General features: G+C 41.7%; 26 protein-coding genes and 1 riboswitch. Of the genes, 11 read left to right on the plus strand and 15 right to left on the minus strand.

Annotation, left to right across the window (positions count from 1 at the left end):
• Positions 1-151 precede the first annotated feature (151 nt).
• From B3Q46_RS10610 to B3Q46_RS10635, 6 genes are all read right to left on the minus strand, one after another.
• Positions 152-658, minus strand: a complete 507-nt coding sequence (locus B3Q46_RS10610; RefSeq protein WP_224214000.1) for a lytic transglycosylase domain-containing protein — start codon at positions 656-658, stop codon at positions 152-154.
• A 288-nt stretch (positions 659-946) separates the two neighbouring features.
• Entirely contained in the window at positions 947-1,435 is a 489-nt protein-coding gene (locus B3Q46_RS10615; protein ID WP_004785485.1) for a GNAT family N-acetyltransferase, read from the minus strand.
• 106 nt (positions 1,436-1,541) lie between these two features.
• Positions 1,542-2,741 (minus strand): acyl-CoA dehydrogenase family protein, encoded by a 1,200-nt coding sequence (locus B3Q46_RS10620; RefSeq protein WP_004785486.1) that lies wholly within the window; start codon positions 2,739-2,741, stop codon positions 1,542-1,544.
• Between the two features lie 23 nt (positions 2,742-2,764).
• Complete coding sequence (locus tag B3Q46_RS10625) at positions 2,765-4,051, minus strand: acyl-CoA dehydrogenase family protein (RefSeq protein WP_171064827.1); 1,287 nt, start codon at positions 4,049-4,051, stop codon at positions 2,765-2,767.
• A 251-nt stretch (positions 4,052-4,302) separates the two neighbouring features.
• Entirely contained in the window at positions 4,303-5,676 is a 1,374-nt protein-coding gene (locus tag B3Q46_RS10630) for an ABC1 kinase family protein (RefSeq protein ID WP_004785492.1), read from the minus strand.
• Between the two features lie 156 nt (positions 5,677-5,832).
• Complete coding sequence (locus B3Q46_RS10635) at positions 5,833-6,141, minus strand: hypothetical protein (protein ID WP_004785493.1); 309 nt, start codon at positions 6,139-6,141, stop codon at positions 5,833-5,835.
• Positions 6,142-6,342: 201 nt separating this feature from the next.
• On the opposite strand from B3Q46_RS10635, the gene B3Q46_RS10640 reads away from it, so the two are divergent.
• The 7 genes from B3Q46_RS10640 (at position 6,343) to B3Q46_RS10670 (ending at position 12,954) form a co-directional block, all read left to right on the plus strand.
• Positions 6,343-6,729 (plus strand): hypothetical protein, encoded by a 387-nt coding sequence (locus tag B3Q46_RS10640; protein ID WP_004785495.1) that lies wholly within the window; start codon positions 6,343-6,345, stop codon positions 6,727-6,729.
• A 197-nt stretch (positions 6,730-6,926) separates the two neighbouring features.
• Entirely contained in the window at positions 6,927-7,937 is a 1,011-nt protein-coding gene (gene prmB / locus B3Q46_RS10645; RefSeq protein WP_004785497.1) for a 50S ribosomal protein L3 N(5)-glutamine methyltransferase, read from the plus strand.
• Positions 7,938-7,949: 12 nt separating this feature from the next.
• The gene (aroC, locus tag B3Q46_RS10650; RefSeq protein ID WP_004785500.1) at positions 7,950-9,044 is read left to right on the plus strand and encodes a chorismate synthase; all 1,095 of its coding nucleotides are present in this window, start codon (positions 7,950-7,952) and stop codon (positions 9,042-9,044) included.
• 64 nt (positions 9,045-9,108) lie between these two features.
• Positions 9,109-9,639, plus strand: coding sequence for a GNAT family N-acetyltransferase (locus B3Q46_RS10655; protein ID WP_004785502.1), 531 nt, complete (start codon positions 9,109-9,111; stop codon positions 9,637-9,639).
• 52 nt (positions 9,640-9,691) lie between these two features.
• Entirely contained in the window at positions 9,692-10,126 is a 435-nt protein-coding gene (locus B3Q46_RS10660) for an Imm44 family immunity protein (RefSeq protein WP_004785504.1), read from the plus strand.
• A gap of 160 nt (positions 10,127-10,286) precedes the next feature.
• The gene (locus tag B3Q46_RS10665; protein WP_004785505.1) at positions 10,287-11,195 is read left to right on the plus strand and encodes an AEC family transporter; all 909 of its coding nucleotides are present in this window, start codon (positions 10,287-10,289) and stop codon (positions 11,193-11,195) included.
• A gap of 292 nt (positions 11,196-11,487) precedes the next feature.
• A riboswitch (glycine riboswitch) is annotated at positions 11,488-11,575 on the plus strand.
• Positions 11,576-11,709: 134 nt separating this feature from the next.
• A complete protein-coding gene (locus B3Q46_RS10670) occupies positions 11,710-12,954 on the plus strand; it encodes a D-amino acid dehydrogenase (protein WP_004785507.1) in 1,245 nt (414 codons plus the stop codon).
• A gap of 196 nt (positions 12,955-13,150) precedes the next feature.
• On the opposite strand, the gene B3Q46_RS10675 is transcribed toward B3Q46_RS10670, so the two are convergent.
• Positions 13,151-13,804, minus strand: coding sequence for an A1S_1983 family putative colistin resistance protein (locus B3Q46_RS10675; protein WP_004785509.1), 654 nt, complete (start codon positions 13,802-13,804; stop codon positions 13,151-13,153).
• Positions 13,805-13,903: 99 nt separating this feature from the next.
• Here B3Q46_RS10675 and ispF point away from each other — a divergent pair, with 99 nt between their 5' ends.
• The gene (gene ispF, locus B3Q46_RS10680) at positions 13,904-14,392 is read left to right on the plus strand and encodes a 2-C-methyl-D-erythritol 2,4-cyclodiphosphate synthase (protein WP_004785510.1); all 489 of its coding nucleotides are present in this window, start codon (positions 13,904-13,906) and stop codon (positions 14,390-14,392) included.
• Between the two features lie 2 nt (positions 14,393-14,394).
• Here ispF and B3Q46_RS10685 read toward each other — a convergent pair whose 3' ends face one another.
• From B3Q46_RS10685 to B3Q46_RS10695, 3 genes are all read right to left on the minus strand, one after another.
• Positions 14,395-14,919, minus strand: coding sequence for a protein tyrosine phosphatase family protein (locus tag B3Q46_RS10685; protein WP_004785512.1), 525 nt, complete (start codon positions 14,917-14,919; stop codon positions 14,395-14,397).
• A gap of 64 nt (positions 14,920-14,983) precedes the next feature.
• On the minus strand, positions 14,984-16,075 hold the full coding sequence (locus tag B3Q46_RS10690) for a 3-deoxy-7-phosphoheptulonate synthase (protein WP_152606034.1): 1,092 nt from the start codon (positions 16,073-16,075) through the stop codon (positions 14,984-14,986).
• Between the two features lie 127 nt (positions 16,076-16,202).
• A complete protein-coding gene (locus tag B3Q46_RS10695; RefSeq protein WP_004785516.1) occupies positions 16,203-17,093 on the minus strand; it encodes a sulfite exporter TauE/SafE family protein in 891 nt (296 codons plus the stop codon).
• A 408-nt stretch (positions 17,094-17,501) separates the two neighbouring features.
• Between B3Q46_RS10695 and lpxB the strand changes: the two genes are divergently transcribed.
• Positions 17,502-18,674, plus strand: coding sequence for a lipid-A-disaccharide synthase (gene lpxB / locus B3Q46_RS10700; RefSeq protein ID WP_004785519.1), 1,173 nt, complete (start codon positions 17,502-17,504; stop codon positions 18,672-18,674).
• On the opposite strand, the gene B3Q46_RS10705 is transcribed toward lpxB, so the two are convergent.
• Positions 18,663-19,613, minus strand: a complete 951-nt coding sequence (locus B3Q46_RS10705; protein ID WP_004785522.1) for an AraC family transcriptional regulator — start codon at positions 19,611-19,613, stop codon at positions 18,663-18,665. The genes lpxB and B3Q46_RS10705 overlap by 12 nt on opposite strands.
• A gap of 188 nt (positions 19,614-19,801) precedes the next feature.
• Here B3Q46_RS10705 and B3Q46_RS10710 point away from each other — a divergent pair, with 188 nt between their 5' ends.
• Positions 19,802-21,016, plus strand: coding sequence for an alkane 1-monooxygenase (locus tag B3Q46_RS10710; RefSeq protein ID WP_004785523.1), 1,215 nt, complete (start codon positions 19,802-19,804; stop codon positions 21,014-21,016).
• Positions 21,017-21,071: 55 nt separating this feature from the next.
• On the opposite strand, the gene B3Q46_RS10715 is transcribed toward B3Q46_RS10710, so the two are convergent.
• Positions 21,072-22,895, minus strand: coding sequence for an acyl-CoA dehydrogenase (locus B3Q46_RS10715; RefSeq protein WP_171064828.1), 1,824 nt, complete (start codon positions 22,893-22,895; stop codon positions 21,072-21,074).
• 78 nt (positions 22,896-22,973) lie between these two features.
• Here B3Q46_RS10715 and B3Q46_RS10720 point away from each other — a divergent pair, with 78 nt between their 5' ends.
• The gene (locus tag B3Q46_RS10720) at positions 22,974-23,954 is read left to right on the plus strand and encodes a GlxA family transcriptional regulator (protein ID WP_004785527.1); all 981 of its coding nucleotides are present in this window, start codon (positions 22,974-22,976) and stop codon (positions 23,952-23,954) included.
• Between the two features lie 48 nt (positions 23,955-24,002).
• On the opposite strand, the gene B3Q46_RS10725 is transcribed toward B3Q46_RS10720, so the two are convergent.
• The 3 genes from B3Q46_RS10725 to B3Q46_RS10735 all read right to left on the minus strand — a co-directional run bounded on the left by B3Q46_RS10725 (position 24,003) and on the right by B3Q46_RS10735 (position 25,870).
• Positions 24,003-24,146, minus strand: a complete 144-nt coding sequence (locus tag B3Q46_RS10725) for a hypothetical protein (RefSeq protein WP_155757227.1) — start codon at positions 24,144-24,146, stop codon at positions 24,003-24,005.
• An 84-nt stretch (positions 24,147-24,230) separates the two neighbouring features.
• The gene (locus B3Q46_RS10730; RefSeq protein ID WP_004785529.1) at positions 24,231-25,430 is read right to left on the minus strand and encodes an MFS transporter; all 1,200 of its coding nucleotides are present in this window, start codon (positions 25,428-25,430) and stop codon (positions 24,231-24,233) included.
• Entirely contained in the window at positions 25,427-25,870 is a 444-nt protein-coding gene (locus B3Q46_RS10735) for a MarR family winged helix-turn-helix transcriptional regulator (protein WP_004785531.1), read from the minus strand. Before B3Q46_RS10735 ends, B3Q46_RS10730 begins: the two co-directional genes overlap by 4 nt.
• Between the last annotated feature and the right edge of the window lie 227 nt (positions 25,871-26,097).

Below are 26,097 nucleotides of genomic sequence, written 5' to 3' on the forward strand. Positions count from 1 at the left end.
TTATTCCAAAAGCCCTCTGCTATCGCAGGGGGCTTTTTTTATGCGTGGGGTTTAATAGAACAAAATAAAAAGGCTTAAATTCAATTTAAGCCGTTTTATTTATGTATTAATATTTCTGGAATGCATTTACTTAATTATTAGTACATTCTAATTACATCGATTTTTTAAGTTGCTTCTGGTGCGTTAAAACTTCTTTTGCATATTTTTTGCCTTGTTTACGCATTTTTCGATCTTTCTCATAGGCAGTAGGGCCTACATTATAATAGCCCAGCGCTTTTTCTAGGCTGCCGCTAGATTCCTGATAACGTGACAGAATATAACTCCCACATCCAATATTGACTGCTTCATTAAATAAATCAGGTCCACAGGTAGATCTCCAATAACGCGGAACAATTTGCATAAGACCCACTGCACCTGCAGGTGAAGCGACCTGACTGCGATAGGTAGATTCCTGTCGAATCACGGCTGCTACTAGCAAGGGATCTAGACTATGTCTTTCTGCATTCTGAATAATTAAAGGTGAAACGCGAGTAGCAGTTGTCGCAGGCACAGCATATGCAGTCTGAATTCCTTGAGACAGTTTAGCAGAGCGTTTTTCTAAGGAGTTACCTCCTAGTGAGGAGCAAGCACTTATTAATATTGTACTAAAGCCAAGCATCCCAATTTTTAAGGTAGTAGGATTTAAGACCTTTAATAATGAATAGTTTTTGCTAGAAAATTTGCCCAACAACTTTCAGCTTCCCTGTATTTTTAAAATTAGGTCGATCTTAGGAAGATGTATGAAAATCGTCAAGAAATTAGATGATTTGTTTACAAAGACAACTTAGATTTTGTTGAATAATGAATTTTTTATGAAGAATTGCTTAAAGAAAAGCTAGTTAGCAGCTGAATTTGTATCTCTGGCTCTTCTTTAAAGTGTATTATATATTTGGATGCACAAGATAGCTTAGTCTAAAGTTTTTAGCATCCAGATTTCACAAGCTGCACTATGACCCGTATTGCCTTCGGGATGATCGAGATGTTCAAAACTTAATTTTTCGTAAAGCTTTACTGCCTGCCAAAGACTTGCAGTAGTTTCAAGATAGATTCGTTTAAAGCTCTGCTCATGAGCGAAGTCAAAAGCCAGATTTAAAATCTGTTTTGCAAATCCATAACGACGAATAATAGGTAAGAAATACATTTTCTGTATTTCTAGAATACTCTGATCACCCTGTAATGGCGCAATACCTCCACCGCCAAAGACTTGATCCTGCTCATCGACAATGACCCAATAAGCCGCTTTTGGCTGCTGATATACTTCATACAGGTTATCCAGGATTGAATCACCGACAGCAAAACCGGACTCTGCTGCAAGTCCGAATTCTACGGAAACTTCACGAATAATTTTGGCAATTTGAACATTATCTTGAGGTTGTATAGGACGAATAGAATACATAGGTCATGACATGAAAAAGGATGGAAATTTTATAGTCCGAAAACCATAAAAAATCCATCCTTTTTGATGATTTGTTCTTTAATAAAGCAGTATTTCTAGTTTTTGATTATTTTAATTCACTTGAAGATTTACCTAGTTCACGTCGAGCAATAATGAGTTGCTGAATCTGTTGAGTTCCTTCGAAAATATCCAGAATCTTGGAATCACGTGCCCATTTTTCTAAAAGTTCTGCTTCGTTATAGCCTATAGATGCTGCTAATTCGACGCACTTCAAAGTAATTTCATTCGCAATACGACCCGCCTTGGCTTTAGCAATAGAAGCTTCACGGGAATTAGGCTTACGATTATCCGCCATCCACGCAGCTTTCAGCATTAATAAACGGGCGGCTTCCCATTCGGCTTCTATACGATAAATCTGCGCTGCAATATTCGATGTATGTAAAAAAGGCGTATTGTACTCAGGGTCTAGCTGATCCTTAAAAATTTCCTTGATTCTTTCTAAGGAAGCTTTAGAACAACCAATTGCCATCGCTGCAACGAGTGGACGGGTATTATCAAAAGTTTCCATGACCCCAGCAAAACCTTTAGCCACATCAATTTCTGCATGTCCAAGCAAATTAGCAGCAGGTATACGACAATCGATAAAACTAATTGCAGCCGTATCCGAGGCTTTAATGCCTAGCTTATGTTCCAGACGCTCGATTTTCATGCCAGGCGTACCTTGGGGTACGACAAAGGATTTGATTGCAGCACGGCCAAGTTTTTTATCTAAAGTCGCCCAGACGACAACCGCATCTGCACGTTCGCCAGAGGTGACAAAGATTTTTTCACCATTGAGGATATAGTCATCACCCTCTTTAATGGCAGTAGTACGAATGGCAGCTGAATCGGAACCACAGCCTGGTTCAGTGATTGCCATCGCTGCCCAGATGCCATGAAAGCGTTGTAACTGTTCATCATTAGCAACAGCAGCAATGGCTGAATTTCCTAGACCTTGACGCGGCATGGATAAAAGTAGTCCGGTATCGCCATAACACATTTCGACAATACTAAGTGCAGTGGACATATTGACGCCATTTTTATTACTTTCATCGTTATCACCGCGTTTATTGACCGCAGCTCCCGCATTCATGCCTTCGCTGCCTTGGTTCATACCGTCGACGACAGAAGCGAGCATATTTAACTCTTTCGGATAAGCATGTTCAGCTTTGTCATATTTGCGTGAAATAGGGCGGAGTACATTTAGAGCAACTTCATGTGCTTGATCAATCAGCAATTTGAATTTTTTAGGATTTTGCAAGTTCATCTATTTTTTTCCTTATTCTTTGCTCAGGCATGAAGGCCAGAATGTACGATTGCTGTTGCTCTTAAGTCCCGATACCAGCGTTCTACCGGATGTTCCTTGGTGAAGCCATGTCCTCCAAGAATCTGCACGCCATCTGTGCCAATTTTCATGGATTTTTCTGCACAGAGCAGACGGGCCAGATAAGCTTCTCGATGAAAATCCTGCCCGGATTCTGCCAGACTGGCGGCATTCAGGATTAGCATTTGCATGGCATCAATTTCAATCGCCATATCTGCAATCATAAAAGCTACACTTTGCCGATGGGAAATTGGTTCACCAAAGGCTGTGCGTTCATTGGCATATTGCACACAGTATTTTTTAACCGCTTCACAGGTACCGACCGCCATGGCACACCACATCAAGTTACCCAGATCAATAAAAGCGGTGCAATCAAAATCGTCATCTCCCAGGCGTTGTGCCAGTGTGTTATTAAATTTTAGATTCATGGTTTGAGTGGCTTTCAGGCCCATAGCCGGAGATTTTTGTGCAGTAATAGTATTATTGCGTTGCACAATAAATACTTCGGTTTTGCCATTCAGATCTGCACTGACCAGATAGATATCAGCAGTTTCTCCGAGCATCACCAAGGTTTTTTCACCATTAATTAAATAGTTATCTCCATTCGACGTTGCTTTAGTTTTTAACTGATAAGGATTAAAGGCAACTGTTACTTCCTGTACTGCGAAGGTAGCTTTAAGATGAGGATCATCAGCGAATGCAGTCAAATACTCAGTCTGAACCTGTTCTGAACCCCAACGGGTAATCGCATTAATCACACTAAAAGTAGAAAGCAGTCCAGCGGTCAGACTGAAATCACCTTGAGCCAACTGTTGAGCCATCAGGACATTGCTGACGATATTCTGTTCTGCAGCAACGCCACCTAGAGCTTCAGGCAGCGCATAAAAATTAAGACCCAGATCAGTTGAATATTGCCAGAGTTCCTCTGGGAAGATTTCATGATGATCTGCATCGTGTGCCAAAGGATAAAGGACTTCGCTGGCAAACTGTTGCATTGCCTCGCAGGTCATTTGCTGTTCTTCAGTCAGATTCAGATCAAACAGGGATTTGGACTGATGTGGTAAACGTTGTCTTTGAATTTTCTGACCAGATTTCAGGATTTTCTGAGTTTGGCTGAATGTTTTAAAACCTGCTTTAGAGCTTTGATAAAGAGATTTTTCTAAAAATTTACGCAGCTTTAATTGGTCGAGTAAATCACTTCCAGCCACTTTGGTCAGGATGGACAAGCCAAATCCTTGTGCTTTGTTCACCATATTGTTCATTCTAATTATCCTACGGGGTGCTATCTTATTTGCCTGATGTTGACATGCAGTTCTAGAAAAAACCATGTCATCAATGACATGAATCATTGTCAATTTATCATTAAAATAAATAGAGGATTTAAAATTTAAGATATTGAAAATAAATAGAAAAATGAAATAAGAGAAATTTGGTTTTTGTCAAAAATTGACCCGAATGACAAAATCATCCGGGTCTTATATAAGGCTAATAATAACTTAGTCTATTAGAGATGACGTTTAATCATCGCGCGTACATTAGTTTTCGCATCAATCACCGTCATGAAGGTATAAGCGCCAATGAACTTACGGCTGATAAACATAAATTCTTTAGGCGGTACACTGAAATAACGTGAAGCCATGGATTTAGAAGCCTGCTGCATCACACGGCTATGAAGCTGGCTTTTTTTCCAGTTATAGCGGTCATGTTCATCCATCACACCTGGAGGCAAGTCTTTATTGTTCATTGGCGAGCTGAAGGCTTCTGTGGCTAACAGGAAGACTTTCGCCATATCCGGTTTGATGCTAGGCGGAATAGAATCAAAGAATTCATAACCGGTCATGGCTTTTACCATCATGTCTGAATCATGATGATAACCGGCCTGGATCAGGTTACGCGCTACATTGAGTAGATGCTGGTCAAACTGACGGATTGCACCGAAGTCAAGAAGTACAATTTTGTCCTGGATATTTTCGCCATCACCTAGACGTACCAGATAGTTACCGAAATTCGGGTCAGTCTGCATCTCGCCCCATTCAAAAATCTCACGTACAGCGATTTCAAGGGAAGCTTCACCCAGTTTATTACGACGTTCCTGTGGTAGAGACAGCATCACTGGACTATTGATGGGTACACCACGTTCAAAGGTCATACACAAGACACGGTCAGTACAATAGTTATCGATAATGGTCGGTACGATATATCGTGGATCATTTTGAAGACGCTTACAGAAGCGGCGAGTGGTATCCGCCTCAATTTTGTAATTGACCTCACGATGCATCATCTCGCGAACTTCATCAAACCATTGATCAAATTCACGGGTTTGCGGCACCATACGGGTCAATTTGAGCATGTTCTTAAACAGGCTCATATCAGAATCAATAGCTTCAGCTACACCCGGGTACTGGATTTTAAGCACCAGCTCCATACCGTCTGACTTACGCACCGCACGATGCACCTGAGCCAAAGAGGCAGTGCCCAAGGGCTCATGATCAACTGTCAGACCATCTAGCTTGGAACCTAATTGCTGCTGTAATTGAGCTTTGATCGCCGGCCAAGCCAAAGCGACTGTTTTATTATTTAAAGTATTTAAGGCTTGAGTAACTTCTTCTGGCAGAAAATGCTCGCCATACAGTGCCATCATCTGGCCAATTTTGACAATTGAACCTTTAAGCTTGCCAATTTCTGCAACCAGATAATCGGCCTGTTCTTTCATGGCTTTTTTGCGTCTTCTTTCTTTTTCTTCTTCGCTCGAGAACATAGAACCCGCACTGGATGCTGCCCAGCGCGTACCTGCCAGCAAAGATGCCTTTGCGATCGATAAGCGTCGATCCATTGAGGAAGTTTTCAATTGTTTAAGCTTATCGTTCTGATCTGACATGTAAACTCAATCCTTTTATCAGCATAAAGCGGAATAAATCATTGTAGTGGATATTACCGTGTCTGCACGTATTAAAAAAGTTTAAGCCGCTGAATTCACGGTGAAAATCTCGGCAAGAGCATATCGCTTGCCGTTTTGACCAGTGTAGGGTGAATATTATGACATTTGAAATTGAATTTTTAATTCAGATCGTTGTTGTAACTGTTGTTTATTTGTTTGAATATGTTGATGAATTAGGTTCTGGACTGTTTCATGCATAAAACCCAGCGCATAACCCTTCACAATAATGATGCTTGGCAAGCTGAAAAACAGGTATTTGGCATCTTCCAGTGTCGCGCTACTAAATACGCCTTGCTGCATTAATGTGGTCTGTAAAAATACCTTTTCCTGCTGCACCTGACTGGATAACTGGTCATTCCAGTAGTTCTGGCGCATGGCCATAAGATTGTTGTGCTTATAGCTCATAAGATCTGGGCTCGTTTGGACATCATTGCCGAATTATATGCGGCCATAAAATCAAGTTTCAACCAAAGAACTGTGACATCTTTTTAAGCGAGAAAAATATAGGATTTTATCGAGGATCAAGTTAGTATCAGGCAATAATATAAACAAGATTCATTATTCAATATTGATTGGAAACAAGCCGGTTTTGGTGAAGGAGATATTATGTGTTTTGCATGTTTATTAATGGCAGGTTGTTTGGGGACAATGGCATTACAGGTTCAGGCGGCTACAGGTTATTCTCAGGAATATACCCAGTGCATGAACTTTAGTTATGGCAATACAGCTAAACTACAAAAATGTGTGAAAAAAGAATTAAAAGCACAGAACAAACGTCTGAAGAAAAACTATAAGACTTATCTGAAATTAAATGCTGGCTATCGTAATAATATTGGTGAGCAGCATACAGTGTGGCAACGTAAACTATCACAGCAATGCAAGCTGACTATGAATACACAATATGCCCAGATTAAACAGGGTCAATGTGCGCTGGAGATGGTAAAAGATCAGGCGAATTTGTATCAATCGCGTTCTTATCGTGCCGGTGCTTAAACTGGTTTTAAGTTAATAAATCCTTCCGGAAATAGTGATAAACCTTAAAAAGCAGGATTCTAATCTGTCTGAAATCCAGAAGATCTGTCATTGATAAACCATGGAGAATTCGGGTTTTTCATGGTTTTGGCATTATAAAAGACCTCAAAACAAGGTATCATAAGGCGTTCTAAAAAATGACCTTGGAGACGCCTTAAGTGGATCGACCGACTATTAGCCCTGAACATTTGCAGGAAGCCGCTGAAAATTTAACTACCATTCGTGATTTTATTCGTTTTGGGGTTACAGCATTACGTCAATACGATGCGCACTTAGGTCAAGGTACAGAAGATTATTTTGCTGAAAGTTCAGCGCTGGTTCTACAAACCTTGTCACTGGACTGGAATGCAGATCCTGAAATTCTGGACTCTAAATTATTGCCGAGTGAAGTCGCTGAGTTCTTAAGCTTGCTGGAACGCCGCATTAATGAACGTGTTCCAACCTCTTATTTATTAAATCTGGCCTATTTCTTCGGCAAGCCATTCTATGTCGATGAACGTGTATTAATTCCACGTTCGCCAATCGTTGAGCTGATTGAAAACCGCTTTGCTCCTTATTGCCTGACTGAAAATGGTGAAATGCGCGCAGCAGTAAATAACTTGCCAGAAAACCCGAATCCAAAAACTCCACAACGCATTCTGGATATGTGTACCGGTTCTGGCTGTATCGCGATTGCATTGGCCTATGCTTTCCCGGATTCAGAAGTGGATGCAACTGATATTTCTAAAGATGCCTTGGAAGTGGCGCAGATTAACTGTGAACATCACAGTAAACAGTACCAAGTGGCCTTACTTGAATCTGATTTGTTCGCTAAAATTCCAGCTGAAAACCAATATGATCTAATCGTATCTAATCCTCCATATGTCGATGCAGAGGATATGGCTGATCTTCCTGATGAATTCCATCATGAGCCAGAGCTGGCATTGGCTGCTGGTCAAGACGGTCTGGATCTAGTTCGTAAGATGCTGGCTCAAGCAGCTGATTATCTGACTGAAGATGGTCTGATCGTGATTGAAGTGGGTAACTCTGAATGGGCAATGAAGCAAAACTTCAATACCGTTGATTTCCACTGGTTGCAGTTCCAACGTGGTGGTTCAGGTATCTTTGCACTGACTGCAGCCCAATGCCGTCAATATCGCGATTTATTCATTCAATCTGTTAATTCATAAGGAGTCGTTGACATGGCAGGTAATAGTATAGGGCAACTCTTCCGTGTAACGACTTGTGGTGAATCTCATGGTGTTGGCTTAATGGCCATTATTGATGGGGTTCCACCAGGGATTGAACTGTCTGAAGCTGATTTGCAAAAGGATTTGGACCGTCGTAAGCCAGGTACTTCAAAATTTGCAACACAGCGTAAAGAGCCAGATGAAGTTGAAATTATTTCCGGTGTGTTTGAGGGTAAAACCACCGGAACTTCAATCGGTCTTTTAATCCGCAATACGGATCAAAAATCGAAAGATTATGGCAATATCGCGCAAACTTTCCGCCCAGGCCATGCAGACTATACCTATACTCAGAAGTATGGTTTCCGCGACTATCGCGGTGGTGGCCGTTCAAGTGCGCGTGAAACTGCGATGCGTGTAGCAGCAGGTGCGATTGCCAAGAAATTCCTGTTTGAAAAATTCGGTATTGAAATCCGTGGTCATGTGACCCAAATCGGTACTGAAAAAGCAGAAAAACTGGACTGGAATGAAGTGCCAAATAACCCATTCTTCTGTGGTGATGTTGATGCCGTTCCACGTTTTGAAGCACTCGTGACTTCATTACGTGAACAGGGCACAAGCTGTGGCGCACGTTTAGAAATTATTGCTTCTAAAGTACCAGTCGGTTGGGGTGAACCAGTATTTGATCGTTTAGATGCTGATATTGCCCATGCGATGATGTCAATCAATGCCGTGAAAGGCGTGGAAATTGGTGATGGTTTTGGTGTGGCTGAGCAGTTCGGTCATGAAACCCGTGATGAACTCACAACAGATGGCTTCCTGGCGAACCATGCTGGCGGTATCTTGGGTGGTATATCTAGCGGTCAGGATATTCGTGTTTCGATTGCGTTGAAACCAACGGCTTCCATCACGACTCCGGGTAAAACCATTACCATTAACCGTGAAGATACTGATGTCCTGACCAAAGGCCGTCATGATCCTTGCGTGGGTGTACGTGCAACCCCAATTGCTGAAGCGATGCTAGCAATTGTTTTGATGGATCACTTCATGCGTCATCGTGCACAAAATGCCGATGTCGTTGCGCCGTTTGAGCCAATTGAACCTAAATAATTTGCTTTATAGAAGCAAATGAAATTAAAGTCAGGCTTCGGTCTGGCTTTTTTATGTTTATAAAATGAAAAATAACAATATTCGTTTAGCCCAAGCTACGGACATTCAAAGCATTGTTAAGTTGATCAATACAGCTTATCGATCTAATTTGGGCTGGACGCATGAACATTGCATTGTTTCAGGTGATCGAATTAATGAGGCTCAGTTAAGTGAGCTTTTAACACGATCTGATTTTGAACTTTATGTTTTGGAAAATGATGACCAACTGGTGGGTTGCATTGATGTGACACACTTGCCAGATTGTTTTGAAATCGGCAGTTTTGCTATTGACCCAGTCCGGCAAAATTCAGGTTATGGTCGAATATTGTTAGATTTCGCTGAGCAATACTCTAGAGAAAAAATACCTTTCAAAAAACTTAGAATGACTGTTCTTAATGTTCGCATTGAATTAATCGCGTATTATGAGCGTCGTGGTTATCACCAAACCGGCAAAACAGAGAGTTATCCACTCGATGCAGATGTTGGACAGCCTTTAGTAGATTTAAATCTGGTGATTTTAGAAAAAAGTCTCGAAAAGATTTATGAAGTTATTTGAATCTATTTTTGATTCTAAGTGTATTTAATAAAAATAATGACAGGATGTATGAATGGAAGTATGGTTAAGTGCTGAATTAAGTAGGGAAGTGTTAACAGAAGATCATCTTGATCTCGAAAATAAAGCACGTAACGCAGTAGAAAATGCCTTAAATGCTCAACTACAAAATAAGTCGTATGATATTCCGATAGATAAATGGAAGTGCATTGAAATTATGATGGGAAATGATAGTTTTGATGAACGTATTTTTTATTCATTTAAACGTAAAAATATGGATTTCCGTTTAAGGATTGATCCAACAACTTTTAAGGCAACAGATGATTTAGGTCGTGAGAGACTCATTTTTAGGATGCTCTTAAGAAGCTTAGATTTGTTAAAAGTTAAGTTTGAAAAAGTCCGTCCGAAGCTTGATGTAAAGGTTTATGAGGAGCTTGAAAGATTAAAAAATGATGCACTAAATATTGCAAAAGATGAAAGTTGGATTTAAAGCGTATTTTAATTAAAGCCAGCCAGAGTGTTTTTTATTTATTATCCATTGAATTTTCCACTATTTTTATCCTGAAACGAGCCGCTTGTTGTATCCTTGCTCATTGACAGGCAATTGAATTGGATGCGATTGCCGCAAAACCCATATCATGAGTTGTTCAATGTTTCAGACTATCTTCACTGTACTGTTTCCGCTTATTGGCCTGATTACTTTGGGCTATGTATTAAAACAAAGGAAATGGCTGGAAGATAGTTTCTGGCGTGGGGCAGAAAAACTCAATTATTTTGTCCTGTTTCCAGTTATGCTGTTTTTAAATCTGGCCGTAGCCAAGATTGAAATGGCAGTCATTAAAGATGTGATTCTGGTGGTCTTTAGCCTTATGGCGGTGGTCAGTATTGCGCTATATGTACTGCGCAAGATTTATCAGATTGGCTATGCACGTTTTGGGGTCTATGTGCAGGCACTTCTGCGCTTTAACACCTATATCGGACTTGCAGCAGTGAATGCCTTATTTCATCAGCAGGGCATGACCATTTTCGCCGTAGTGATGGTGTTGTGTATTCCACTGGTCAATATTTTATCTGTACTTGCATTTACTCGTAGTTCAGATATGCAGATCTTCAAAATTCTGGTTGATCTGTTAAAGAATCCTTTAATTTTAGGCTCTCTTGTGGGTGGCCTATTTAATCTTTCAGGCTTATCACTCTGGGCCGGGTTTGAATTATTCCTAAAACAGATTGCCTTATGCAGTTTGCCGCTTGGCTTGATGTGTGTGGGGGCTGCTTTAAAATTCCAAGGCTTCCAGCGGGATATCTTCCCATTGGGCCTGGCGACTTTTGGACGTTTATTAGGAATGCCACTTGCTGCTTTCTTTGTCTGCCAATTATTTAATATTGACCCTTTAACCACACATGTACTGGTGTTGTTTTTTGCTTTACCTACCGCTTCAGCTTCTTATGTGTTGACACGTGTCTATGGGGGAGATAGCCAGTTCATGGCTAGTATTATCAGTATGCAAACGGTAGTCGCGGCAGGATCTCTCATGTTAATTCTTTCCTGGTTAATTTAATTTTAGGCTCTGAAAGCCAGTCATATATTGAGAGTTTTCTGGTAAACCAATCTCGTAAATAGCCTAAGAAAATATTAACTTTATTGCTTTTCTTAAATGCTTTTTATTGGAGCATGACGTAGAAAAATGAGGCAAAAAACCAAATTAAAATCTTAAAACTCATTTGAAATGGATAGTGTTATTTCTTCTAAATTTATTGAAAGTGTTGTTACCACTTAAATCACGTGAATTAACATAAATAAAAAACTGTAGTCCCCGATAAGATGGTATATAAATTGCTCAGGATAATAAAAATATTATTGCAGGAGAGAAATGCTACTGCATTCGCCGAAGGAGCAAGGTCCCAGGAAACTCTCAGGCAAAAGGACTGCAATAATATATTAAACTCTGGAGAGAAGTGTTGAATCACTCACCGAAGGGGGAAGGTTGCTGCATACAGTTATGATGCAGTTACCGAAGCTCTCAGGTACACATGACAGATGGGAAAGACATCACATATTAAGGAGAGGTGTCTATGCGTCATGTTATTGTGGTGGGGGCAGGCATTACCGGTGTAACAACAGCTTATGAGCTCGCTTTACTCGGTTATCAGGTCACGGTGGTCGACCGTCATCTTTATCCCGCGATGGAAACATCCTTTGCCAATGGCGGACAACTTTCTGCCTGTAATGCAGAAGTCTGGAATCAAAAAGCCACTGTATTGAAAGGCATCAAATGGATGTCACAGAAAACCGCGCCACTATTGCTTAATCCTTCTTTTAGTCTGCATAAATATGGCTGGCTGATGGAATTTCTAGGTCATATTAAAAATTATGAAGCCAATACCCGGGAAACGGTAAGACTCGCGCTACTGGCCAGAAAACGCCTGTTTGAAATTGCCGAAATTGAGCAGATTGATTTTGATCTGGAAAAGCGCGGAATTCTACATTTCTACCATAATAAAGCTGATTATGATGTCGCAATTAAGGTCAATGATCTCCTATGTAGTGGTGGTCTAGAACGTAATGCAATTACAAATGAAGAAATCAAGCAGATTGAACCTGCATTAACTGGAGATTACTACGCCGGGTTTTATTGCCAAAGTGATGCGACTGGAGATATTCATAAATTCAGTACCGGACTGGCAAATGCTTGTATGAAAAAAGGGGTGAAATTCGAATTTGGTCAGGATGTATTTGCAGTCGATCACCAGACACAGCAGATTATAGTTAAATGCAGGCCAAGCCCTGAAAATGTGCGTGCCAATGCTGAAGATGTGCTCGAGATTCAGGCAGATGCCATTGTGGTATGTGCAGGTGTCAGCAGTTACCAGTTGGCAGATCTGTTGGGGGAGCGGGTGAATGTCTACCCGGTGAAAGGCTATTCAATTACGGTACAGCTCAATGAAGAGCAAAGCCAGCAAAATGCTCCTTGGGTCAGTCTCCTCGATGAGAGTGCCAAGATCGTCTTGTCACGCTTAGGTAAAGACCGCTTACGTGTTGCAGGAACCGCGGAATTTAATGGCTATAATCGGGATATTCGCGTAGACCGGATTCAGCCTTTAATTGACTGGACACAACGCAATTTCGATCTGTGTACTGAACATGTGGTTCCGTGGGCAGGTCTGCGTCCCATGATGCCGAATATGATGCCTGTAGTGCGCCGTGGTAGACAGGAACGTGTCTTTTATAACACCGGTCATGGACACTTGGGCTGGACATTATCAGCGGCAACCGCAGCTATGATTAGCCAAGAAATAGCTCAGCATTACCCGGCATAAGTAAATAGCCCGCTTGCGGGCTATTTTAAAAGATCAAAAAATAATTGTTTATCAATTAAGCTCCTTCTACTTGGGGAAGAAGGTTGGGGTGAAGGGAATCTTTATAAAAACTTCTCCAATAAGGAGAGGGAATTTCTAGTTTAAATTTTTAAATATATATTTAGGAGATTGGTAGATAAAAATAAAAGTCGACTGTTTAATCATATAAACGATAAATACCACTAAAGCGCTCGCAGCCTTTTTGTTCAGTACTGACCGTCAAGATTGCTTTGCTATAGTTAAAGGTATATTTGCAGTCATGCTCATTATCCATAATCTGGCTTTTAGTTTCCGTCGTGGTATAAGCCAGAAAAGGAATGGTCTGGGTTTCTGCACGATTGTTCGGATTACGGTAGGCGACCCCTTCAATCTTGATGCGGTCTTTCGTCAGCTGATGAATCTTGAGATGAATCGGCTGTTTGGCCATTTGGCCCTGTTCAAACTTCAGATAGTGCTGAGTCAGGCTCTGATTCAAAGAAATATAAATATTGAGGTCATCCAGACGCTGGTCAAATTGCTGTTTAAAGCAGTCCAGCGTTTTACATTGCTGTAAGCGTGTGCTCCATAGTTGCTGGGTATCTTGCAACAAGCGAACAGGTGCATCTGTAATCAGAAAAGCGGTAAAATATTGATCAGCCAGTTTTTCACGCGGTTCATCTAGAGAGGCTGAGCAGATCTTTTTCATGGCTGCGTTATTGTTATGATGACTGCTACAGTCCAGCGATTCAGCATGAATGCTGCTAGCAAAAAGGCCTGTCCCGAGTAAAAGTCCCATTATTTTCATCATATTTATATCAGTTTTCAGTAGCATGATCGCTTATACTTTCACTGTGTTACGCTAGGTCTAACTATAGCGAAATAGAAACGTCGTGTACAAGATTTCAATCAGTTATTTCTAAAGGATATAAAAGTGATTGCACAAATTCGTATTGGTCAGGGACTGGATGTACATGCATTTGAAGAAGGTGATTTTGTCACTCTGGCAGGTATTCAGATTCCACATACGCATGGCTTGAAAGCACACTCTGATGGTGATGTAGTTTTACATGCACTTTGTGATGCTTTATTAGGTGCCTTAGCACTGGGCGATATTGGTCAACATTTTCCGGATACCGATCCGCAGTTTAAGGGTGCGGACAGCAAGGTCTTGTTAAAGCATGTCTATCAGCTAATTCTGGATCGTGGTTATCGCCTGAATAACGCTGATATCACTGTAGCTTGTGAACGTCCAAAGCTGGCTAAACATAATCTGGAAATGCGTCAGAGCATTGCCGATGTACTGGATGTGGATATGACTCAAATCAGTATTAAAGCCACAACCACTGAAAAATTAGGATTTACTGGCCGTCAGGAAGGTATTCTGTCTATGGCAACTGTTCTAATCAGCCACTACAAATAACATCAACCGAAGTTATTGGGATGAATCAGGGATAATTCCAGTTCATGTGTTGCTTTACGGCCTTGCAGCTGTAGGGCAACCGCATGAATTAAACCGGTCCAAGTTTCATTCGGTTCCCAGAGCTGATGCAGATATTCCTGCGCAGTCGGCATATCCATATTCATGTAGTATTGACGGTATAGATATATCAGGCAGCTGACATGATAATTCTGCGTACAATGTACCCAGACCATTTGTTCTTTGACCAGATAATCAATCAGATCCAATACCAGTAGGCACTGACTATCTGAGGGAGTTTCCCAAGAGATGGGCAACTGGATATAGTTCAGGCCAAGATCAAGACAAATTTTATCTTCATGTAACAGATGATGATCGCTATCTGTTAATGCCACATTGATTACGGTAGAGACGCCGTATTCTTTAATCAACCTCAGTTGTTCAGTTGTCGGCTGACCAGAGCTGAACAGATGGTCATGGATGAACTGAAAATTTTCAATTTGACTTAATGCAGTTTCAATTTCATTCATCAGATAAAATTTTCCTTGTTCAGAAATGAAAACGCCATCTTGTCGATGGCGTTTGTCAGTTCGTTTAACGATTAGGTAAAACGTCCTTCAATGCCTCATGCATGTCAAGCAACACTTTTTCTGTGGTCTCCCAATCGATACAGCCATCAGTTACTGATTTTCCATATTCCAGATCACAAAGATTGGCAGGAATATCCTGACGGCCACCTTTCAGATGACTTTCTACCATAATACCAACAATTGACTTGTTTCCATCAAGAATTTGTTCAGTAATATTTTTTAAGACAAGCGGTTGTAAGTACGGGTCTTTATTCGAGTTTGCGTGGCTGGCATCAATCATGATCTTGCCGCTCACTTTGGCTTTCGCAAGAGCTGCTTCAGCATCTGCAACTGAACCTGCATCGTAGTTAGGTTTGCCATTACCACCACGTAGAACCACGTGTGCATATGGGTTACCAGAAGTACGAATCACCGCAACCTGACCTTGATCATTAAGGCCCAGGAAGCTGTGACCATGTTTAACAGATTGCATTGCATTAGTCGCAACAGTTAAGCCGCCGTCTGTGCCATTTTTGAAGCCGACTGGTGAAGACAGGCCAGAAGACATTTCACGGTGAGTTTGGCTCTCAGTAGTACGTGCACCGATCGCTGACCATGAAATTAGATCTTGATAGTACTGTGGAGAGTTTGGATCCAGTGCTTCTGTCGCACATGGCAGGCCAAGTTCATTCAGCTCCAGTAACAGTTTACGACCGATACGCAGACCTTTCTCAATATTGAAAGAGTCATTCATATCAGGGTCATTGATCAGACCTTTCCAGCCTACAGTTGTACGCGGTTTTTCAAAATAAACACGCATTACGATATACAGGCTATCTCTTACTTTTTCGCTTAAAGCTTTTAAACGTTCAGCATATTCATGCGCAGCCGCTGGATCATGAATTGAACATGGACCAATCACTACAAAAATACGCTTATCCTTGCCATCCAGGATATTACGAATCGTTTCACGACCATGCAGTACGGTTTGATAAGCAGTTTCAGTCAAAGGTAACTCTGCTTTCAACTGAGCAGGTGTTACCAAAGGAATCATGCTTTGGATATTCACGTCATCAATATCTGATGCTGAAATAGGTTTTGACTGTAGTGTATTCATTGCCGTCACTGGTTTGATCATACAAAAGGTTGTTTAATAGCCTGAATATAACATGAATGATGCGTCACTTTGTTATAAAAAAGATGAATACTTCTTTGAAAAAAAAGTGATGAATCCATGATTTAGTTTAAACAGCAGCAGCTTTTTCTGCTGCTGTTACCAATTCAGGTTGGGCGGGTTGTGCCGGTTTTGACTTGACTGGATTCACAATGAAATTCACGCCAAGACAGAACAGGGTAATCCCAAGAATTTTACGGATAATTTTCTCTGGCATACGTGAACTGATCAGTGTACCAATCACAATTGCTGGAATAGAACCGCAAATTAACCAGCCTAATAAAGTAAAGTCTACATTACCTGCGCTCATATGGCCCAGACCTGCGACTAAAGTTAGAAGTACAGCATGTACTACATCCGAACCGATGATGCGAATCATGGGTAAATTCGGAAACATGAGGATCAAGGCCATAATACCGAAAGCACCGGCACCGACAGATGATAGGGTCACAAATACGCCCAGTACAATCCCCATGATCACGATCAAGACACGTTTATTACCAGATTTAAAGTCAACTTTGTCCAGATCCTGAGTCATGTCAGGCAGTTCTTGTTTGCGGTATTTATTAAAAAACTTTTCAATAGAATTGCGGAATATAATAGATGCCCCGGTAAGGGTCAGCATAAAGCCTAATACCATGGTCAGCGTTGCTTTATAATGTGTCGATTGACTGAGGTAATTCTCTAGTACCCAATGGGTCGCAAATGAGGCAGGGATACTACCGATGGCCAGCCAGATCACAATAGGCCAGACAATATTCATTTTTTTGGCATGAACCAATGAACCACAAAATTTAGAAATTGCGGCATAAAGAAGGTCTGTACCAATCGCGATATGCGGTTCAACCCGAAGCAGTGTAATCAGGATTGGGGTCATCAACGAACCGCCACCGACACCGGTAATCCCGACACAGAAACCAACCAATACACCTGCTAAAATAAATTCAATCGGACCAAACATGCATATATGCCAAAATCAAAAAACGAGCATATCTTATGACTTTTAAATATAAGTCGTTGTCTTGATTATTGATTTGCTTATTCTAAAAAGAGATAAAGACTGTAAAATTTAAAGTAATTCATCCTAATTTATATTTTAATTTGAATCATCTAGTACACCTTTCTATTGCTAAGCCTGAAAATTGATAAAGATTCTGCAAAATGCCTTTTGATTTATTTGTTTAAAGATTATTCGGTTTAGGTCACTTCTAATTTTTAAGCTGGGCTAAGGCGCGGGCATTGTCCAGATCCCAGTAATTTTATTATTTGAGATAGCCATGATTTGTGAGTTCAACACTTAGGCATGCTCAAATCACGCTTTATGATAGAATCTGAACGGAATTAATTTGTCTCATTTGAGGGAATACACTTGCAGAATCGGAAACTTAAAATCGGAATCGTGGTGGGAGAGGTATCGGGAGATACGCTTGGTGCGAAGTTCATCCGTAGTTTTCGAGAGCAGGGTATTGATGCAGAATTTGAAGGGATCGGCGGGCCACAAATGCTGGCGGAAGGCTTCAAGAGCTACTATCCAATGGATATTCTCTCGGTCATGGGCATTGTTGAAGTCCTGAAAGATATTAAAAAACTGTTTGCAGTTCGTGATGGTCTGGTCGAGACCTGGACGAAAGATCCAGTCGATGTGTTTATCGGTATTGATGCGCCTGATTTTAATTTGCGACTTTCCAAAACCCTGAAGCAAAAACAGTTACCGATTAAGACCGTGCAATATGTCAGTCCTTCGGTCTGGGCATGGCGTCAGGGCCGGGTACATGGCATCAAGGCCAGTATTGATCTGGTGCTGTGCCTATTTCCATTTGAAAAAGCATTTTTCAAGAAATGGGATGTTCCGGCAGCTTTTGTCGGTCATCCATTGGCAAGCCAGTTACCCCTTAACAATGATCTGGCTGAAGCGCAGGCAGAACTGGGTCTCGATTCTACGCAAAAGTATATTGCACTGCTGCCGGGGAGCCGCCGTGGGGAAATTGAACGTTTAGGACCATTGGTACTGGATGCAGCCAAAATTCTACATCAGAAATACCCGGATTATACGTTTCTGATTCCCGCCATTAATGAGATGCGCAAACAGCAGATTGAAAACTTGCTGGCACAATATCCGGACAGTTTAAAAGCGCATATCCGCCTGATGGAAAATACCAGTAGCGAGTCAAAAATTGGCCGCCAAGTCATGAATGCGTCCAATATCATTGCGCTAGCTTCAGGCACTGCGACACTGGAAGCCATGTTATTGCACCGTCCGATGGTGACCTTTTATAAATTGCACTGGCTGACTTTCCAGATTGCCAAATTGCTAGTCAAAATTCCTTATTTCTCATTGCCAAATATTATTGCGGGCAAAAAAGTCATTCAGGAATTAATTCAGTCTGAAGCAACGCCTGAAAATCTAGCTGCTGAAATTGAAAAATTGATGGATATTGAAGCAGCTCAAATTCAGGTGATGCAGCATCTCACCATGCACAAGCAGCTGCTTTCCGGCAATAGTGAAGATCCTGTCAAAGCGGTACTAGACTTAGTCCAATAAAGGCGTCTTGCTTTTCTGACAAGCAACACGATATTGGGTCGGGGTTTGTTCAAACTGTTTTTTAAAGCTTTGACTAAACGCCGTTTCCGAAGAATAGCCTACCAAATAGGCGATCTGCTGAATGCTAAATCCGCTATTTCTGAGATATTGTGCTGCCAGTCGAAGTCGATACTGTTGCAGATAAGCCAATGGCGGCTCACGAACAATCTGGGTAAACAGCTGGGCAAATTTGGAGCGCGACATATGGCATTGTTCAGCCAAACTTTCTACAGTCCAAGGCTGTTCTGGTTTGCCATGAATCGCTGCCAAGGCATTGGATAGTTCAGGATGCGAAAGGGCATTTAGCCAGCTTGAGGCATTTTCCAGATTCAAAATATAATCTCGTACGCATTCAATCAGTAAAATACTGACCAGATGATCCAGAATCTTGTCCCGTCCAGGACGAAGTTGTTGGGTTTCTAGCGCCAGAAATTGCAAACCGACCTGTAACCATTCTGGTGCTGTATCTCCCAGAATATGCTGGATGTGCAGAAATTTGGGTAAAGCACTCAATAGCGGTTTCGCCATCTGGATATCCAGATTGGAACGAATCGCCAAAATAAAACTACGTTCTGCTGAATGGGTGATATTGAGATCCACACATTGCTGTGCATGAGTCTGAAAATAAGAGTTGATCGAATGATGTTCAGAAAAATTCGCATTACCGGGACTAGAAATCCGATGGGCAGAACCTGCAGGCAATAACATCAGATCGCCTTGTTGCAGCTCAAGCAGATCGCCATCTTTAAATATTAATTGCGCTTGACCTTGCAATAACACATAAGCCAGCATGGAAGGTTCATATTTATAATCAAACCCGCCTGGATGGAACAGATTGAGGTAGAGATATTCTGATTTTTCCAGATGAATATCATCAAAAATTTTACTTAAAGCATCCATGCCTGACTCTATTCTTTTGTTTTAATTCATTTAATTAAATTTAAATAGTCCAGAATTGTGATTTAAGGCCAAGATTTAGCCTATTGCGCCAAAGACGCTGACATAGTTTTTCTGGACGTTCAATACTGTTTGCTAATGCTGAAATATTCAACTATATGTGCAGAGTAACATAAAAAAGGAGGGTCGTAATGAATGCCCCTGCACAAATTAGCAAAGCTCAGTTCACGCAGGATGTGTCAGCGCTGAAAGGTTTACAACTGGATAAAAAACGTTTTGGCTGGCTGCTCAGTCCCAGTTTGCCTGTGATCGGTATGGGAATTCTGGCTGGCTATCATTTTGGTCCCAAAGCCACTAAAAAAGTCTTTGCGATGGGTGGACCTTTATTATTGCATGTGATTATCCCGACTCTGGATGCTTTAATTGGTGATGATGCCAATAATCCAAATGATGAGCAGATTCAGGCATTGGTCAGAGATCCTTATTATGACCGGATTGTGAAGATGTTTATTCCTTTGCAAATGGCTGCCAATGCTTTTGCAGGCTATGTAGTATCCCGCCCAAATGTTTCTCTGGTCGATCAGGTTCTACTTGGCGTATCTATGGGGGCGATCAATGGAATCGGCGTGAATACTGCGCACGAGCTGAGCCATCGTTCTCAGAAAAAAGACCATTACTGGTCGCATGCCAGCCTGATGCCACTGGCCTATAACCATTTCCGGATTGAGCATCCTTATGGACATCATAAACGGGTGGCGACGCCAGAAGACCCGGCATCTTCGAAAATGGGTGAATCTTTCTACCGTTTCTGGCCACGTACCGTATTGGGTGGCTTGAAATCAGCAATTCAGATAGAAAAAAGACGTTTGGAACGTAAAGGCTTAAAATTCTTTAGTCAGGAGAATGAACTGTTTCATGGCTGGGCCATGAGTGCGGGCTATCATGCCTTGATGCTGAAAACGTATGGCAAAAAAATTATTCCTTATACGCTGACCCAGGCCTTCTATGGCATCAGCCTGTTTGAGATCGTGAATTATATCGAGCATTATGGGTTGAAACGCGGGCAAAAAGCGGATGGTACCTATGAGCGAACCTTGCCCGAACATAGCTGGAACAATAACAATATCGTGACTAATCTGTTCCTGTACCAGTTACAGCGCCATTCAGATCATCATGCCTATCCAAGCCGGCCATTTCAGGCATTGCGACATTTTGATGAAGCGCCAGAATTACCAAGTGGTTATGCTACCATGCTGATTCCAGCACTGATTCCACCATTGTGGTACAAAATGATGGATCAACGTGTGTATCAGCATTATCAAGGCGATCTGACTAAAGCGAATATTCTGCCTTCGAAGCGTGCCAAGCTGCTTAAGAAATTTGGTCTAAAAGACGCTGCGGCTTGATGATGTAAACAAATAAAAAATGCGCCTCAAATGGCGCATTTTTATTGATTTTTAATTAGAACCAGTCACTTTGCATATTTAGACAGGTGTCATCGAAGTTCATCAGTAATTTAGCCTGATGTTCAATTTCAGGCAGTTCCCACTGAATAAAATATTGAGCTGCCTGAATTTTACCTGCCAGAAAAGCTTTATCTTCCTGTTGAGAAGATGTGCCAAATTTAAGTTGAGCCTGATTAGCCATTTCCAGCCACAACCACGCAATAATAGTTTTGCCCATCATATCCAGATATAGGCCAGAATTGGCCAAAGCTTCACTAACGTTGCCTTGATGCAGAGCCTGACCTAAAACCTGAGTGGTCTTTTGCACAGTGGCAAGATGCTGTTTATAGACATCTGCCAGTTCTGTTAACTTACTATCCTGAATCTCAAATAAGGTTTTCTGGATGCGTTGCATGAGCAGAGTCAGGCCTTTGCCATTGTGCTGCCAGAGTTTACGGCCTAATAGATCCAGAGACTGAATCCCATAAGTGCCTTCATGAATCGGATTAAGGCGGTTATCACGATAGCATTGCTCAACCGGATATTCACGCGTATAGCCCGCACCACCCAAGACCTGAATCGCCAGATCATTGGCTTTAGGACCATAGGCAGAAGGGAAGGACTTGACCACGGGTGTAATGAGATCCAGCAAAATAGCACTATCTTCATCTTGTACAGCCTGATGTTCATCAATTAAGCGGGCTGCAAATAAGCACAGCGCCAAAGCACCTTCAACATAAGACTTTTGTGCTAATAACATGCGTTTGACATCAGTATGCTCAATGATATTCACGGGCTTGGCATCAGGTGTTTTTTCATGAACCAGCCGGCCTTGAGGACGGTTTTTGGCATAGTTCAGAGATTCCAGATAACCACGATAACCAATCATGGCTGCACCGAGACCAACACCGACACGTGCTTCATTCATCATCTTGAACATGTATTTTAAGCCATGCCCCGCTTCACCAATTAAATAGCCTAAGCAATTGTCATTTTCCCCAAAGCTTAGCACTGTTGAAGTAGTGCCGCGATAGCCCATTTTGTGTAGCAGGCCAGCCAGCTGGACATCATTGGATTCACCTAAAGTGCCATCTGTATTGGTTTTGAGTTTCGGCACGATGAATAGGGAAATACCTTTTACGCCTTGTGGTGCATCTTGGATACGAGCCAGAACCAGATGCACAATATTTTCAGTAATGTCCTGATCACCACCAGAAATAAACATTTTCTGGCCTTTAATTTTATAGCTTCCATCTGCCTGAGAAATCGCTTTAGTGGTCAGATCTCCCAAAGAGGAACCTACATTCGGCTCGGTCATCGCCATAGTCCCGGCAAAGCGGCCACTGAGCATATGCGGCAAGAACATTTGTTTTTGTTCTGAAGAAGCAAAGGCCTGAATCAGATTTGCTGCAGCGGCTGTCAGAAAAGAGTAGGCAACAGTCGAAGGATTCGCCGACATAAAATAGGCATTGCAGGCCATATTCACCAAAGTCGGCAATTGCATGCCGCCGTCTGCGTAATCATGCTGGGCGCAGAGTAGACCAGCATCAGCAAATTGTTGCCATGCTATTTTCACTTCATCAATAGTCTTCACCTGTTTGCCATCAAAGCTCGGTTCGTGGTGATCAGCCTTGGCATTATGCGGCGCAAAATAATCGGTCGCGATGCCTTTTGCCGTTTCCAGAATGCTATCAAAGGTATTTTTGTCATGATCCTGATAACGTTCCAGGTCAGTTAAGGCTTCGAGTTTGAAAACATCATAAAGCAGAAAATTGAGGTCTTTATCATTAATCAGCTGAGTCACAGTACGATCCTGAATGTGTAATCCTTGAGATAGCATCAAGACTAGCAGTTGCATTTATCAAGGAGGATTGTCAATAATGACATGAATCGGGTGAAAAACGACAAATAGAAAAATATGCAACAGGTAGTGATTTTAGGCTTTGATGGTGCTTTGGCTTCAGCAATTACAGGTGTCGTCGATTTATTTGCTATGGCTGGCGTGAGCTGGAACCGGATTCAGCAGCAGGATGTGCAACGCCTGTTTAAAGTCAGGATCGCAAGTCCAGATGGACAGCCAATTCGTTGTATTAATGGTCTGGAATTGCAAGCTCATTGTGCGTATAAAGAGATTCAAACAGCAGATATTCTGGTAGTGCCGACCATTGCCGCACCTATTCAAGAGGTACTGGATGAAAATCCAGGCCTGATTCAGTTTTTAACTTCCGCTCATGCACAATCCACCTTAATCGCTGGAAACTGCACCGGGAATTTCTTTCTGGCAGAAGCCGGCATATTAGATGGACGTGTGGCGACAACGCATTGGGGATTTCAGGACATGTTTCGTGCCCGTTATCCTCAGGTCAAACTCAATGCCGATCTGATGATTAGCCGGGATCAGAATATTTACTGTGCAGGTGGAGGCTTGGCCTGGTTTGACTTAGGCTTGCATCTGATTGAACGTTTCTATGGTTTTGAAGTTGCCATGCAATCTGCCAAATCCTTTGTGATTGATTATCGACGCGATAGCCAACTCTCTTATTCATTAATGAAGATTGGTCAACCTCATCATGATGAACTGGTGCAAAAAGTTCAGGACTGGTTAGAGCAGCATTTTCATGAAGAATTCACTTTGAATGCACTGGCAGAACGTTTTAATGTTACCACTCGTACTTTAATCCGGCATTTTAAGCAGGCGCTAAATATTGCACCGAACCAGTATCTACAAGCCATTCGCATTGAAGCAGCACGCAAACGGCTTGAGGAAACTGATCAGGCAATAGATCTGATTATGCAAAATGTCGGCTATCAGGATCCAAGCTCATTTCGGCGTTTATTTTATAAAAAAACAGGGTTAACACCCTTAGAATATCGCCGTCGTTTTAGCCGACGTTTCTAGATTTTGATAAAAAGAGAGATTCGAAAATCTCTCTTGATATAATACATATTAGCTAAAGATGTCTTTACGTAGATAATGCGTATAAATGGTTGAAGTGATACTTTGCAGGAAGCCTGTAAACATAATCCAGTAAATAAAAACTTCACGTTCTAACCATTTTAGTCCGAAGCCTTTAAATCCGATGATGATCAAAAAGGCTGAACTAATCCCCAAAAATAAGTTGAGATATAAAAAACGGGCTTGATGCCCGTTTAAAAAAGTATTGAATCAACTCGTTTAAGCTTTAACTGAGGTCGATTTAACCTTGCGGCCATGCAGCAGGTAATACCAGATTAGACAGCTAAAGGTAAGCAATGCAGAGAACAGATAAAGCTGACGATAACCCACCTGATCCAGCAGCATGCCGAGGAAATAAGGGCCGAAACCAAGACCTGCATCCAGTGCAATAAAGAAGGTTGAGGTGGCGAGACCCATCCGTTGCAAGGTGGTACTTTTCACAGCAATGGTTTGACACACGGACTGGATATTCCCGAAACCAAAACCTAATAACGCGGCACTCGCCAGTAACATCACAGAGTTTTGTGCTTGACTCAGCATCAGAATACCTACTGCCATAATCACGATTGCAGGATAGATAATGATGTTTTCACCTTTGCGGTCCATTAATGGGCCAGTAAAAGGACGCGACAGCAGAATAGCAAAGGCATACATCAGGAAGAAGAAAGAGGCTGCTTCGACCAGATTGATGTCCTTGGCATAGAAGTGAATAAAGGACAATACGCCTGAATAACAGGTAGCCACCAGCAGGACAATCACTGCAATCGGCAAGGCATTGGGCTCTACATATTGAGCGAGTTTACTGGCAGATTGTGGAACAGAGGAAGTTGATGTACCACTCGCTTTAAGGCGCGGCGGCTGGATAAACAGACCGCAGATCAGGCAGCTGAGCGCAACGATAGTGGTGAAGATAAAAATCACCTGATAATTAAAATTCGTCATCAGCCAGATCCCGACAAAAGGACCAATCGCTGTACCAAGCGTACTGCTCATACTGAAATAACCGATACCTTCACCACGTCGTGTTGCCGGAATGGTTTGCGCAATTACTGTGCCGAGTACGGTAGAGGCCATACCCATCATAAAGCCGTGGATCAGACGAATACCCAATAACACTTCTAGTTTGGCCGGAATCATATAAAGTCCGGAAAATAGCAAAAAGCCAGTCAGGCCAATCACCAGAGTATTTTTCAGCCCTAGACGATTCAGTAATTTCCCAATAAATAAGCGTCCAATTAACGTTCCGACAATAAACAGACCGGATACCAGACCGGCTTGTGCAGTCGATGCTCCCAGTTCAGCGACCGAGAAACCGACAATCACAATCACCAGCAGGTAAAACACCAGAACAAGCTGGAAATTAACCAGACTGACCAGGACGAAATTAGGGGTCCATAAGCGGGCTTGATCTTGGCTCATTGTGGCGTTTCCTGAGATGAAGGGTGTAATTGCTGAATCAGTTGAACCAAAGTATTTTTACTGCTTTGCAGATCATCTGCGTCAATCTGTTGCAGTAACTGATCTTCAAAAGCATCAATCTGTTTAGAACACAGGTTAAAGGTTTTAACCCCTTGCTCGCTGAGTTTAAATACCTTTTGACGTTTATCTTCGGTTTCGATCTGGCAGATTAAGTCGAGTTCACTTAAATGCTGGATACGTTTGGTTATGCTTGGTTTTGAAACATTTAAATAGCTTGAAATATCAACCAGTGTGCATTGCTGTTGGGATTGAATGGTATAGAGCACTTGCCATAAGGAATAATTAAGTTGGGAGGATAATAAAATAGTATTGATTTCATCACTCATGAGTCGTGCGCAACGCAGCAACAGTGAACGAAATCTGGAAGAGGGTTGAAACATATAGTTAACCTGGCTAACTAAATTGTGCCTAATTTACGCCTCTTTATTCAATTAGACAAGAGGGAAATTTTGAAAATTTTTGCATGGTTAACGTCTTTTTGACTAAGTTATTACAAGTCTTTAACTTGATTAAAAAATAATCAACAAAAGACTACATACTTTTAAGAATGATTCAGCCTAAGCTACCTAAGCACTAGAAAAATCCATCACTTAATAACTGAAGGGCA

Source organism: Acinetobacter sp. UBA2581, assembly GCF_002339435.1.
Lineage (GTDB): Bacteria > Pseudomonadota > Gammaproteobacteria > Pseudomonadales > Moraxellaceae > Acinetobacter > Acinetobacter variabilis.